Origin of the sequence: Vibrio sp. Scap24 (assembly GCF_013394185.1) — a bacterium.
Lineage (GTDB): Bacteria > Pseudomonadota > Gammaproteobacteria > Enterobacterales > Vibrionaceae > Vibrio > Vibrio pomeroyi.
Genome location: NZ_CP041332.1, coordinates 559281 through 572863, shown reverse-complemented (window position 1 = coordinate 572863; position 13583 = coordinate 559281). Strand labels below are relative to the sequence as shown.

General features: G+C 44.6%; 13 protein-coding genes. 7 read left to right on the top strand and 6 right to left on the bottom strand.

The genetic code is table 11. The features are described 5' to 3' along the window. The first annotated feature begins 37 nt into the window (after positions 1-37). Positions 38-1051 carry an IS110 family transposase gene (locus tag FLM53_RS02255; RefSeq protein ID WP_176679423.1) on the top strand — a complete coding sequence of 338 codons (1014 nt, stop codon included), beginning with the start codon at positions 38-40 and terminating at the stop codon, positions 1049-1051. A gap of 245 nt (positions 1052-1296) precedes the next feature. Here FLM53_RS02255 and FLM53_RS02250 read toward each other — a convergent pair whose 3' ends face one another. Together FLM53_RS02250 and FLM53_RS02245 are read right to left on the bottom strand one after the other, a co-directional pair. After that, positions 1297-2049, bottom strand: a complete 753-nt coding sequence (locus FLM53_RS02250; RefSeq protein WP_176680125.1) for a DeoR/GlpR family DNA-binding transcription regulator — start codon at positions 2047-2049, stop codon at positions 1297-1299. A 9-nt stretch (positions 2050-2058) separates the two neighbouring features. Next, positions 2059-2763 carry a glycerophosphoryl diester phosphodiesterase gene (locus FLM53_RS02245; RefSeq protein WP_176680124.1) on the bottom strand — a complete coding sequence of 235 codons (705 nt, stop codon included), beginning with the start codon at positions 2761-2763 and terminating at the stop codon, positions 2059-2061. Positions 2764-3036: 273 nt separating this feature from the next. On the opposite strand from FLM53_RS02245, the gene FLM53_RS02240 reads away from it, so the two are divergent. The 6 genes from FLM53_RS02240 to FLM53_RS02215 all read left to right on the top strand — a co-directional run bounded on the left by FLM53_RS02240 (position 3037) and on the right by FLM53_RS02215 (position 9479). Beyond that, positions 3037-4050, top strand: coding sequence for a C4-dicarboxylate TRAP transporter substrate-binding protein (locus tag FLM53_RS02240; RefSeq protein ID WP_050643806.1), 1014 nt, complete (start codon positions 3037-3039; stop codon positions 4048-4050). Positions 4051-4157: 107 nt separating this feature from the next. Beyond that, on the top strand, positions 4158-4622 hold the full coding sequence (locus tag FLM53_RS02235) for a TRAP transporter small permease (protein ID WP_052879053.1): 465 nt from the start codon (positions 4158-4160) through the stop codon (positions 4620-4622). A gap of 9 nt (positions 4623-4631) precedes the next feature. Next, entirely contained in the window at positions 4632-5915 is a 1284-nt protein-coding gene (locus FLM53_RS02230; RefSeq protein WP_176680123.1) for a TRAP transporter large permease, read from the top strand. 35 nt (positions 5916-5950) lie between these two features. Then, positions 5951-6736 carry an HAD-IIB family hydrolase gene (locus FLM53_RS02225; protein WP_176680122.1) on the top strand — a complete coding sequence of 262 codons (786 nt, stop codon included), beginning with the start codon at positions 5951-5953 and terminating at the stop codon, positions 6734-6736. Positions 6737-6996: 260 nt separating this feature from the next. Continuing rightward, positions 6997-7923, top strand: coding sequence for a LysR family transcriptional regulator (locus FLM53_RS02220; RefSeq protein ID WP_176680121.1), 927 nt, complete (start codon positions 6997-6999; stop codon positions 7921-7923). Positions 7924-8225: 302 nt separating this feature from the next. Then, positions 8226-9479 carry a D-amino acid dehydrogenase gene (locus FLM53_RS02215; RefSeq protein WP_176680120.1) on the top strand — a complete coding sequence of 418 codons (1254 nt, stop codon included), beginning with the start codon at positions 8226-8228 and terminating at the stop codon, positions 9477-9479. A gap of 75 nt (positions 9480-9554) precedes the next feature. Here FLM53_RS02215 and FLM53_RS02210 read toward each other — a convergent pair whose 3' ends face one another. The 4 genes from FLM53_RS02210 to FLM53_RS02195 form a co-directional block, all read right to left on the bottom strand. After that, positions 9555-10292: a dienelactone hydrolase family protein gene (locus tag FLM53_RS02210; protein WP_176680119.1), complete on the bottom strand. Its 738-nt coding sequence runs from the start codon at positions 10290-10292 to the stop codon at positions 9555-9557. 219 nt (positions 10293-10511) lie between these two features. Continuing rightward, positions 10512-11441 carry a pyridoxal-phosphate dependent enzyme gene (locus FLM53_RS02205; RefSeq protein WP_176680118.1) on the bottom strand — a complete coding sequence of 310 codons (930 nt, stop codon included), beginning with the start codon at positions 11439-11441 and terminating at the stop codon, positions 10512-10514. 92 nt (positions 11442-11533) lie between these two features. Then, on the bottom strand, positions 11534-12832 hold the full coding sequence (locus FLM53_RS02200; protein WP_176680117.1) for a HAMP domain-containing sensor histidine kinase: 1299 nt from the start codon (positions 12830-12832) through the stop codon (positions 11534-11536). Then, on the bottom strand, positions 12829-13506 hold the full coding sequence (locus FLM53_RS02195) for a response regulator transcription factor (RefSeq protein WP_176680116.1): 678 nt from the start codon (positions 13504-13506) through the stop codon (positions 12829-12831). The genes FLM53_RS02200 and FLM53_RS02195 overlap by 4 nt, the downstream gene beginning before the upstream one ends. Positions 13507-13583: the final 77 nt, after the last annotated feature.

The window sequence follows — 13583 nt, the reverse complement described above, 5'->3', positions numbered from 1 at the left end:
TAAGCTTAGAGTAGGCTCTCAGAATGAGGTGAACCATATGTCTTCTATTCATATTTTAGGTATCGACCTAGGTAAACATTGCTTCCATGCTATCGCACATAACCGTTGTGGAGTGGAGGTGCTTCGTCGTAAATTTAATCGTAACCAACTCTTAATCTTTCTTAGAAAAATAGAACCAACAACTATTGCTTTCGAAGCCTGTGGCGGTGCTCATTGGCTTGCTCGAAAGTGTAGTGAGTTTGGGCATCAACCCCGACTTATTCCTCCTCAGTATGTTAAGCCTTATGTCAAAGGCAATAAAAACGATTTCATCGATGCTTCAGCGATCGCAGAGGCTGCGGGTCGACCGACCATGAGGTTTGTAGCTGTAAAAAGTGAAGAGGCTCAAGTCATCGCAGCGATTCATCGAGTCAGAGATAGTTATATCAAGGAGAGAACTGCCACTATGTCGCGGATCGGAGCGATCTTACTTGAGTTCGGCCTTAGCTTTCCCAAAGGGCATGCAAAGATGAAGTCTCTGTTTCAATGGTTAGCAGAACAAACCGTCTCATTACCCAAAAGCTTGCTATGTGAATTGATATCTATCCACGAACATTACAAGTACCTTAATGAACAAATCAAAACTCAAGATAACAAGCTTCAAACTATTGTTAATAACAACGAAAGTGCTCAATTATTAAAAACTATCCCTGGGATTGGCGATCTTACCTCCACATTGTGTCTTGCCGATGTAAGCTCTCCGAGTAACTTTACCAATGGCCGTGAGATGGCGGCTTGGTTGGGGCTTGTGCCAAGGCAATTCTCAACGGGAGGAAAGACCAAACTACTTGGTATGAGTAAACGAGGGAATAAACACCTCAGGACTCTGTTTGTCCATGGGGCAAGAGCTGTACTCTCTAGACTAGAGACGACAGGGAAAGTGTTTGGAGAGTGGCTTGTGAACCTACGAGCCACCAAACCATTTAATGTAGTGGTAGTCGCATTAGCCAACAAGTTAGTAAGGATAGCTTGGGCGGTGTTATACCACCGCCAAGCTTTTAAGGCTGTTTAGCTATAACCAAGTTTGCAACGCCAATGAACGTGATGACAAAAACGGTCAATCGGCCAGATTAAGAACCTGACACAAAAAATAGCAACCAATGCTTTGGGCTTTTTAAGGATAATCTGGCGCGGATATCATCGTGGAGCTGGGAAGCTAGTGCTCCCAACAAGGACTCCGAATACATTAGCGCAAACCAACTCCGTTATTACTTAATTGTAGTTGCAATAACGGGGCGGACCATACATTTTTTGTGCTTAAGGCTGAACGTCATCTTCTACAAGGTGAATGCTTAGCTCCGAAGGCAATTGGCTGTTGTTGGTATAGATACGATCAAAGTCATCCAGCGGAGCGACTTTGAGAGCGGCAAAGCGTCCCCATTTGCTGGCGTCTGCGACAAGCCAACTTTCACGGCTATTGTTAATTATCGACTTGGATAGGTCAGCTTCAACTTGCTCATGTTCCATGGCGAAATGACTGTCTGTTACTGAGCCACAACCACAAATGCCGATGTCAGCTTCAAAGTCAGAGAAGAAATGGACCACACTGCTTCCCACCATGTCTTGGTGTTCTCGTCGGAACAAACCGCCAGCCAAATACACTTCAATTTGCTCATTTGCTTCAAGGATACGAGCGACTTGCAGGTTGTTGGTGATCACTCGCAATGCAGGCTTTGCCAACAAATACTGAGCGATGCGAGTGACGGTGGTACCAATCCCCATCATGACGGTTGAACCTTCAGATATCGCGTCGGCAACCGCCATCGCAATACTGTCTTTTGTTTCAGACTCAACACCAGCACGGAATCGGTAGCTAGTATTAGTGAGCGTAGTGGGTAAGCTCACGCCTCCGTGTACTCTGCGTGCTAGGCCTTGCTCACACAGGTGGTTTACATCACGACGAATGGTTTGAGTGGTGACAGAAAATAACTCGGCTAAATGGTCGATCTGTATGTCTTGATTAGCCTTAAGCGTTGCGAGTATTTCTTTCTGGCGATGGTTCAGTTCCATAGAAGCTCATTAAAATTGGTTTGGTACGTCGGTGATGATGTTATCGACGCCAAGGTTGAAATATTTAGCCGCCAATTGAGGATCGTTCAGTGTCCATATTTTAAGAACTGCGCCAGAAGCTTTGATCGCTTTGGCCGTTTTCTCATCAAGAATTCGGTGGTCGATATGAATGCTGTAAAGGTCGAGTGATTGAAGAGATTCCAGGCTGAAATCATTCCAAACCTCGCAGATAAAGCCTCTTTTAACTTCTGGCATCATCTGTTGGCAAAGGCTTAGTGACTCTTTTTTGAAGCTTGAGATGAGTAGCTTTTCAATAGGGAACTGCTTTTGTTCAATCAGCGCAGCAACTTTCTTAACTAAAGGTTGGATAGCCTTATGGTCGTAAATTTTGATCTCGAGGTTCAAGGTCACATCGAGCTCTAGGCACTTGTCGAGCGCTTCACTCAACGTCGGAATAGTTGTTCCTGCGAACTCGCTACCAAACCAACTGCCGGCATCTAACGTTTTGAGAGCGGTTAAATCTAAGTCTGCGATATTGCCCGTTCCGTTAGTGCAACGATTGACCGTCTTATCATGAAAAACCATTGGGGTGCCATCAGCGCTTAACTGGGTATCAATTTCAATCCATTTAGCACCAGCTTTCGCTGCTTGTTCAATACTCACTAACGTATTTTCTGGTGCTAAAGAAGCTGCACCGCGGTGGCCTGTGATCATAATTCAATCTCGATGTTCATTTGAAAATTCAGGAAACAGTAGCTCTACTTTATTACAGATTTATTATCTATCCGCTATATCTACTTATTTTAAATGAGAGCGAGCTTAAAGGTGTTGTACAGAGTTTGTACAATAGTGAGACCTTATGCTCACAATGTTCAAATCTGTAAGATTAATGTTCATATGAATGTAATAATTCACTTACATACTCTACGAAAACTTAATAACACCCTCTATATTTAGAAAACGATAGCCACGAAAAGGTGATAAAAAATGAAAAAGCTATTAGGTACAGTAATTATGGCGGCAACGCTGCTTGTTGGTTGTGGTGAAGCTGACAAGGCTGGTTCTGAAGCTAAAGATGAGCCGATCAATATCAACATGAGCCTTGTGTTCACTCAAAATGAGTTGTTAACACAAGAACTTATCAAAGCGACCGACAAAATTAGAGAAAGAACCGATGGTTCGGTAAACATTAAAGTTTTTCCAGGCGGTCAATTACCTGTTTATAAAGATAACTTGGAACAAGTGGTTAACGGCGCAAACTGGATTGCTGTAGAAGATTTGACTTACCTAGGTGACTACGTACCTGATTTTGCAGCACTTGCTGGTCCAATGCTTTACAACACCTACGATGAATACTTAGCGATGATGGACACTGAATTTGTCGCTGGCCTAAAGGCTAAAGCCGAAGAGAAAGGCATCAAAGTATTGAATGCTGACTACATGTTTGGTTTCCGTCACATGATTACTAATAAAGAGATCGTTAATTCTGAAGACATGAAAGGCATGCGTATTCGTGTTCCACAAAGTCAGCTGTTCATTAGCACGCTTTCAGCAATGGGCGCAGCACCTGCTTCTCTACCATTTCCTGAAACCTATGCAGGCGTTCAACAAGGTGTTGTTGACGGTCTTGAAGGTTCTATCCTGACAATGTACTCAACCAAAATCTACGAAGTAGCAAAGAACATGTCTTTGACTAAGCACTTCCTAGGTACGGTTGGTATCTACATTTCACCGACGCTTTGGGACAAATTTACGCCAGAGCAACAGCAAATTATTAATGAAGAGTTAGAAGCGGGTGCTGAATCTAACACTGCAGAGCTAGTTAAGTTGGATGTTGAATACACTCAAAAACTTGAAGAACTAGGCGTTACCTTCAATGAAGTGAATTCTGATGAGTTCAACCAACTGACTGCGGATGTGTACAACCAGTTCCCAACATGGAGCGAAGGTATACACGCGACGATCATGAAAGAGTTGGAAACGATTCGAGCGGCACAGTAGTCCTGCATACTTAAATTAATTAGTTAATGATTACGGCCTAAATATCTTTAGGCCGTTTTATTCCTGAAATACCCACGTCGTATTAGGTATTTCGTTGGAGAAGTCTTTTGTTTTTATTGAAAAATATTGAAGAAATCCTCGCTTCTATCGCTATTTCGATCACCGTTTTGGTTGTTATCGTTAACGTCGTCTTGCGTTATGGATTTGGCTTTGTTGTCCCGTGGAGTGAAGAACTGTCGGTTATTTGCTTCATCTGGGCTGTCTACTTAGGGATTAGCTCCTGTTACAAACACAAGCTTCACATGGGTGTAGACGTGGTGGTTGCCATGTTGCCAGAAAAAGCAAAAATCCCATTTAGGTTATGTGTTTCCGTCTTCCTACTGGCTCTGAACATTTTAATGGCGGTTCTGAGTTATCAATATCTCATGCTATCTAACAAGGTAACGCCGGTAATGGGCGTGTCATATTTTGTTATCAATGGCGTGCTGTTGCTTTGTTTCTCATTGATGGCAATTCACACCGTTCGATTTATCGCGAGCGATGTCGCCTCTCTAAAGCGCTCTTCTAAGTAGGTACGATTTATGGAAAGCTATCTTCCAATTCTTATTCTGTTTATTCTGTTTCTATTGAACATACCCATCGCGTTTTCTCTGATTGCATCGGCGATGGTTTACTTTCTTTTTATCAATGACTCTATTCCTGTGAGCTTGGTAATGCAGCGTTTTATTAGCTCAGCTGAGTCCTTTCCGCTGTTAGCCATTCCGTTCTTTATTATGGTGGGTTCGGTGATGAATTATGCGGGGATCAGTAAGAGCTTACTCGCCTTTGCCGATTCGATGATTGGCCACAAAACTGGTGGTCTGGCTCAAGTGAATGTGGCGCTGAGTACTCTGATGGGCGGTATCTCTGGTTCTGCAAATGCGGATGCGGCGATGCAATCAAAGATTCTTGCTCCTGAGATGACCAAGCGTGGTTACGACTTGCCATTCACGGCGGCGGTGACTGCTGCGTCATCAAGTATCAGCCCAGTGATACCACCGGGTATTAACCTCATCATCTTTGCCTTATTAGCGAACGTTTCTGTCCATCAAATGTTTATTGCGGGTTACGTTCCAGCATTTTTGATGGCGTTGTCGCTGATGGTGACTATTGCCTTCATCGCTCGTAAACGTCGTTACAAGCCTTCTCGTTCTAAGCCTGCGTCTGCCAAAGAGCGCTTTCATTACTTCCTGAAAGCGATTCCGGCACTGCTGATCCCGTTCGGCATTATTCTGGGCATGCGTTTCGGTTTGTTTACGCCTACCGAAGCGGGTGCGATTGCCGTATTTCTTTGCGCGATTATTGGCATCTTCGTTTATCGTCAACTGGGCTTCCGCCATATCCCGCTCATCATGCGTGAAACAGTGCAGGGCACCAGTAGCGTTATGTTCATCATTATCGGTGCCATGGTCTTTGGTTACTACATGACGCTAGAACAGATCCCACACAATGTTGCGTCTGCTTTGATTGAGCTTACCGACAACAAGTTAGTCTTGCTGTTGTTGATTAACGTGCTGCTGTTAGTGGTTGGCATGTTCATCGAAGGCGGCGCTGCAATGATCATACTCACGCCATTGCTGCTGCCTGCGGTGCTTAACCTAGGCGTTAACCCGGTTCACTTCGGCATTATCGTGATTGTGAATATCATGATTGGTGGTGTAACTCCACCATTTGGCTCGATGATGTTTACGGTTTGCTCGATTTTAAAAGTTCGTATGGTCGACTTCGTGAAAGAAGTGGCTCCGTTGTTGCTAGCACTACTCACGGTTCTGATGTTGCTGACTTTCTCTGAAAGCTTGGTGATGTTTTTACCGAATTTGCTTTAACACTGTTTAGTGATTGATTATTTAGAGGTGTAGAAATGAATTCGGTATCGAATGAATTGAACCAAAATTGGAAAAAGATAGATTGGGTGTTAACCGACGTGGATGACACCTTAACGTGGCAAGGTCAATTGCCGCCTGAAACCTTGATTGCGTTAAGCAAGCTTCGTGATTCAGGAAAGAAAGTGGTTGCGGTAACGGGTGCATGTGCCGGTTGGTGTGATCATATTGCTCAGCTTTGGCCTGTTGATGCGGTTCTCGGTGAGAATGGCGCATTCATTATGGAAAAGAAAAACGGTTATCTGACATTGCGTTCTGATATCCCTTTGCCAGAAGTCAGTGCCAATCAGAGTAAACTCAAAGAACAAGTATTAGTTATTTTGAGCGATTACCCAGAGCTCAGTTTAACGCTGGATCAGTCTTACCGTTTGTGTGAGGTGGCGATCGACATCGGTCAAAACCGTCCGAAAGTTGATGATGCGATTATTGAAGAGATAGTCTCTAAGATTCACGCGTTAGGCGCTCACGCTACAGCAAGCTCTATTCATATTAATGCTTGGTATGGTGAGCACTCTAAGAAGGCGACATCAACCGCTTTTCTCAAAGAGAAAGGGTTATCTGACCAAGAGATAGTCGAACGTAGTTGCTATGTCGGTGACTCGATGAATGACCAATATATGTTTGAAATTTTGCCCAACAGTGTCGGGGTGGCAAATATCCAGCATTACTGGGAGCGACTCGAGCATCACCCATCAGTGGTGATGAGCAAGCCCGGCGGATACGGTTTCTCAGAGTTTGTCGATAAGCTGTTTGCGTTAAAATAGCCACTGGTTATCGGCTTCAAACAGCCGTTAGTTAACATCAAACACAGCTCATTTCTTCGTTGGATTGAGCTGTGTTTTTGTTTTATTAGCTGCGAATACTTATGCCTTCTGCATGGTCTCTATTGTTCTTCAAGAGCTTGTGTTGGTGACTCAGCCCACAACTTGCAAACTTGCAGTGTCGGTATCTCCAATTCCTAGATGGGCAAATCAGAAAACTATGAGACGCTTGTATTGTGTCAGTCGAATTACAAGGAAGTTGCATGCACCATTTTAATCTTCGTGCGCTTGAGTATCTGAATGCGTTATCAAAATATGGGTCATTGCGTAAGGCATCTAAAATGATGAATGTTGATCCTGCGGCGATGAGCCGAATGCTGACGCAGCTTGAAGCACAAGCGGAAATGAAAGTTTGGGAACGGAATAATCGTCAATCAATGCTGACTGAGGCGGGCAATGAATTGTTGAATTACTACCGTTCTATCGTTCGCAGTGAAACGGCGGTACTGGCACGTCTAACCAAGTTGAAAAACCTCAAGGGTGGTAATGTCAGCATTGCGATTGGGGAAGGGTTTATTACTAACTTGGTTTCTAAACCGATGCAAACCTTCATGGCTCGATACCCTGATATCAATTTGTCGATTGAGATTGCAGGTGCATTGGATGCCGTGAAAATGTTGGAAGACCAACAGATTGATTTCGCGATCACTTATGCGTCTGCTCCTCATCCTAAACTGCATTCACACGTCGAGCGTAGCCACCCTCTAGAGCTTATCGCTCCAAAAGGGCACGCACTGACGGCACAACAAGCACCAGTGATATTGCAAGACATTAGAGAGGCTTCTATTGCTTTGATCGACAACTCGACAGGTATGGGAAGACTCGTAAAGCAGGCCGAACAAAACTCTCATCTTACCTTGCAGCCAAAGCTTCAAACCAACTCGGTAACCGCATTAACCAACTTTGTATCGGCAGGACTAGGCGTGACTTTTATGCCCAAACTCACGGTGCTTGATGAGATAAAGTCCGGACAAATAGAAGTGGTTGCGACTGAGCTAGACATGTTCTCGAAAGCAACTGTGAAAGTTCAATCTCTCAAAGGACGAGCCCTGACGCTACAAGCCGAAACCTTTTTAGATTTCCTTCTCGAAAACGCCACTTTCTTAAGTCACGACGCCCACAATATTTAGATTGAAGTGGGTTGGTGTACATAATCACATCACCTAACTTCATTCCACGATAGTTCAGTATTCCATTTTCGTAGAGCACTTTCTCTTAACAATAAGCCTATACCTTGAAGCTCTATAAGCGCTTCAACATCACACTTCCAAAATTCATCCTCCCGATTTTCCTATGAATTGATTTTTTATCAACACTGTATGCATTGTTAAGTCAACGCGTGCTGAATAAGTTACAAATTATTAACGAAAGCAGTTTGAAACAGGCAGCAGTGTTCGGCATGTTTTGCTGTGTCGGATATTAGGGGAAGAGAATGGAAGTAATTGTAATTGGCAGCGGTGTTATTGGGTTGACCAGTGCTTGGTATCTGGCGAAAGAGGGCCACTCGGTGACGGTTATCGACCGTCAGGATAGCAGTGGTAAAGAAACCAGTTTTGCGAACGCCGGACAAATTTCTTACGGCTATTCTTCACCTTGGGCTGCTCCTGGTATTCCGTTGAAAGCGATGAAGTGGCTCACTCAAGAACATGCTCCCTTAAAGGTGCAGCCGTCACTTGCCCCTGAATTAGTTTCTTGGGCAACCAAGATGCTCGCCAACTGTAACGAAGCCAAATACGCTGTGAATAAGTCACGAATGTTAAGAGTGGCAAACTACAGTCGAGACTGTCTCACTCATCTAAGAACCAGTGAAGATTTGGCTTACGAGGGAAGGCAGAAAGGGACGCTGCAAGTATTCAGAAGCGAGAAGCAACTGGGTGCGATTCAGCAGGATATGAAGTTACTCAAAGAGAGTGGAATCGAACACTCGTTGTTTGGTGTTGAACAGTGTCTTTCGGTGGAACCGGGATTAGCTGACGTGAAAGACAAGCTGGTGGGCGGCTTATACTTACCTCATGATGAAACGGGTGATTGCCATCAGTTCTGTTTAGCTTTGACTGAAAAAGCTAAGAAGCTTGGCGTTCAGTTCGTATTTGATACTGAAGTGGTGAGTTTGAATCATCAGAACCAAGTCATAGAGAGCATTACGACAACTCAAGGTGAATTCAAAGCGGACGTTTATGTGGTGGCTTCGGGGAGTTATTCTCGAGAGTTGCTCAAGCAAGTGGACTTATCGATTCCTGTTTATCCAGTGAAGGGCTACTCCCTGACACTGCCGATCATGAGTGCAGATAAGTCGCCGACTTCAACGGTTATGGATGAGACCTATAAGGTAGCGATGACTCGTTTCGATGATCGAATTCGTATTGCCGGGACGGCAGAGCTTGCTGGTTTCAATTACCTGATTCCAGAAAAACGCAAAGCTACGATTGATATGGTGATTAAAGACCTTTTCCCACAAGCGGGAGATTTCTCTAAAGCCGAATACTGGACCGGGTTAAGACCGATGACGCCAGATGGCACGCCTATCATCGGAAAGACGCCAATTAAGAATCTATTTACCAATACCGGTCATGGGACGTTGGGCTGGACGATGGCGTGTGGTTCAGGAAAACTGTTAGCGAGTGTGGTCAGTGGCTCTGATTGCGATATAAAAGCAGACGACTTGAGTATCCATCGTTACATGTAGTCCATCAAAATACTTGGTCATACGAAGCAGCCCATGTTTATTAAGCGTGGGCTGATTTGATTTGAGTGTTGCGGCTTATCGGGTGGTGGTTTCTAACACATGTGTGAATCGTTCCCACGATTTTTGGTCAGCTTCATTTTGGTAATTATTGGAGCCGAACACGGTAAACGCATGTGGAGCACCACTGTAGGTGATCATTTCATGGGGAACTTTGGTCGTTTCAAGTTCAGCGGCGAGGTTGCCAAAATCTTGCATTGAAATCATCGCATCAGCCGTGCCGTGGAATACGACAATCGGAGCCTTAGTTAGCGAGTAGTCTTGACCTTTTGGTGTTGATAAACCGCCATGGAAGGTGACGTAAGCCTTCGAAGGAATCCCCGCACGAGCGGCTTCCAATACAGCGGCTCCACCAAAGCAGTATCCCATCATCACGTTGTTATCTAAGTTGCCGCCAAGTCTCTTCGCTTCCATGGCTCCAGCGTTGAGTAGCGCACGCATTTTTTCTCTCTCTTTATACAGTTCGCCTGTGTGTTGCTTTTTGTCTTTGACTTCGGTTGGGCGGATGCCTTTACCAAATAGATCGATAGCGAACACGTTGTAACCGAGTTCATTGAGCATCTCAGAACGCTTCTTTTCGTAATCGGTTAAGCCATCCCAATCGTGTATTAGCAGCACCAAAGGCGCTTGGTCGCTGGCTTCACTCCAATAACCTTCGTAGTCCATACCGTCGACTTGGTAAGTGACGTTTTCTCCAGAAATTGCTGAAAAGGGTAGTAAAACTGAAAACAGGCCGAGTGTAGTGAGTTTTCGCATGCGTTATTCCTTCAGATGACAATGACGTTCCAATCGAAAGTATAGATAACGCGATGATTCTCGCCAGATTTCTGTTTCTAATTTGAAGTGTAAGAGTAGAGGTGAAAAATGAAGGGGAAATGCTAAAACAGCCATCACGTATGAAGTGTGATAGCTGTTTAACAGAGTTCTCAGATTACGGGAATTTGCATATCCAGATCTAGGTGTGAGGGAATGCAATTACCAAGAAGCGTTGGTCGTGCTACGGCACATATCTGGATATTTTCGCTGGTAGCGTGGCAGCATGGATTCGTTACCTAATATGCCACCTTGGTGAATGTAGATAATGGTTTTGGTTGGGTTATCTTCTTGCCATTGTTGTAAGCATTGCCACATCAATGGATCGTAAAGCAGGTCAAACTCGATGTCGGTTTGTTCTTGTAGATCTAACCAAGTTTGATAATCCTGTTGATACAATTTTCCAAAGTGGTGTTTGGTTTCGAGCGATAAGATCTGTGGATGATCAGTTTCATCTAGCTCGTTAAATTGTTGCGTTAAATAGTCGCTGCCACCAACACAAGCGCAGGTTAACACTGGGATGTTGTGCAGTTTTAAATGCTTATGAAGATAGAGAGCCGTGCTGCCAGTCCCTGCGGGCAATGCGACCACAAAATCGTGTTGGTTTTCGAAGCGAGTCCAGCTCAGTATTTCCATCGCCAGTTGCTTAACACCATACTCAGCAAGTTGAGAGCGTCCACCTTCTGGTAATACAATGCAATGGGAGTCTGGTTGTCTTACTTGCTCAATATACGCTTGTGGATGAAGCTCAGAGCCTGTCTCTTTGACTGGAATCACCTTCGCGCCAAGATCAATAGCACCACGGTAATTACCGATTGGGCGTTCTAGTAACCACTCGGGAATATGATCGACGTAGAACTCAAGCGTCCAACCTTTGATCTTTGCCAGTGCCGCGAGTGAGAACAGAGAGTTAGCCTGCGCAGAACCATAACTGATTAAGGTTGTGGTCTCTGGGTGCTCGTCTTCCAGCAGCTTCATGAACTTGCGGGCTTTGTTGCCGCAAAAATGGGAGTGAAGCTGATCGTCACGCTTTAAGAAAAAGGTGTGGTCGTTAAATTGATGCTGAGTTACAGGGCTATTATTTAGTTTCATCGCACTTAAACAAAATGCTGACTAAAGAGCCAGCATTTTTAAATCAAATAGGACGGACGAGTATCTAGTAGCCAGAGGCGGCTGTAAACCAACTAAATCAAGTTTTCGTTCGATATTGACGCGGAAGAATCGCCTTGAAAGGAGATCTTGGCGGTGCATCCACCACAGCTGCGATTGAACAATTCAAAGTCCCAATCAAAACGCTGACACAAGTCATCGACAATCAGCAAACCTAGTCCGTGTCCATTCGGGTTGTATTGCTCCTGCAGGCCTTCACCTTGGTCTTCGATAACAAGGCTGTCTTGGGAGAGGGTGACCGTTACTGTGCCGCTGTTAGTGGCTGCAATTGCGTTTCTCAACAGGTTTCCGACCAACATATTCATGATCGCGCTGGTGGCTTGAATGGTTGGCTCTGATTGAACTTGTAAGGTTATCTCGACTTCCTTCTCGTCTGCCTGCAACGAGTTTTTAGAAACGATGGTCTCTAGCTCTTGCTGGCTGAATAAACGCAATGGTGCATCGTCACTGTTTCTTTCATAGCGAACCAGACCAAGCAGGGCATCGACCATTTCTGACATTTGAATAATGGCTTCGTCAATGCGTTCAACCTGACGAGATTGAAACTCGGTTGTTTCGCTGCGAAGGAGCAGCTTATTCGCCCCGCGAGCAACAGTCAGAGGTGTTCTCAGCTCATGACTGGAGTAGCGAGCAAAGGCTTGTTCGCGTTTGACTAACGAATTGATTTCTCTGCGATATTGATTGAGCTGATCGGTTAATTGACGGAATTCCACCGCCGCATCATCACTCACACCAAACTCTTCGTTTAGATTGAGCTTATTAGATTCGAGTTGTTCAGATAGGGAGTTGAAAGGTTCAATTAGACGCTTAGATAATCGATAGAGCAGCGCCCCAAAGCTAAAAATCAGAATAGAGAGTAGGGTCAGTACAAAAGTGGTCGCATACACCAATTCGTAAATATCAAATTCAACGCGGTCTATTTCAGAAAGCAGGATTATGGGGTGGGTTTCACCTTCATCAGAATACTCACCAACATACACCATGCGAGAGTCTGGCTCTTCGCCGACCTCACCAACAAAGCTCTCTTTGCCTTCAACGTATTTTTTGTATTCTGGAGGTATGAACGACGGGTCGTTGTAGGCGATGGTCAGGTCATCAATTCTTAACTCGCCACTCTCACCGGCTTGGAATAAACCAACCGCATAGTTGCGGTCAATCAGGATACGTCTTTCACCGACTCGGTCTTCTGATAAGTACAGCGCGGCGATAAAAACCACATAGACGAATGCCGACACAATCACGGCCATTAACCCAAAGAAAAGCGCTAGGCGGCCGGTTAAGGTTTTGGTGCTTGTGAGGACATTTAAGATCAATTCGACGACTCCAAACGGAATCCAACTTTAGGTACGGTAATCAACATTTGCGTGTCGAAAGGCTTGTCGAGTTGATTTCGCAATTGATAGATGTGACTGCGTAACACATCGTTGTTGGGTTCGTCTTCTTCCCACAGCTTGTATGAGATATCTTCGCGAGTGACCACTTCAGGTGCGTTTTGGCACAGCATCTCAAGTATGGTGTAAGTAGTTGGGTTTAGCGCAAGTAGCTTATCTTGGCGGTAAGCTTTACGCGTCTTTTGGTCGATGGTGAGTTCAGCGAACTGAAGCTTAGAAGAGGCAACTTTTCCACGGTAACGACGAACTAACGCGTTCATTCTCGCTTCTAGAATATCCAAATCAAAAGGTTTAGTCAGATAGTCATCGGCACCATGCTCAAAGCCTTTCAACATGTCTTCGCGGCTATCCAGTGCGGTCAGCATCAAAATGGGTGTCGCGTTGCCTTGATCACGTAGTTTATTGCAAACCGTTAGGCCGTCCATTCTTGGTAACATCAAATCTAAGATAATGATATCAAATGAATTATCCAACGCGAGTTGCAGGCCAAGCTCGCCGTTGTCTGCGTAATCGAGTTCCATGCCAATACACTCAAAATAATCAAACAAGACACCTGCAATTTCACGGTTATCTTCGACTAATAGAACTCGTTTCATTTTGATTCTCATACAGAAATAGACAGTAACATTATCCTGAGTGAGCGTGAAAAATATGTCAATAACATAACTTTCAC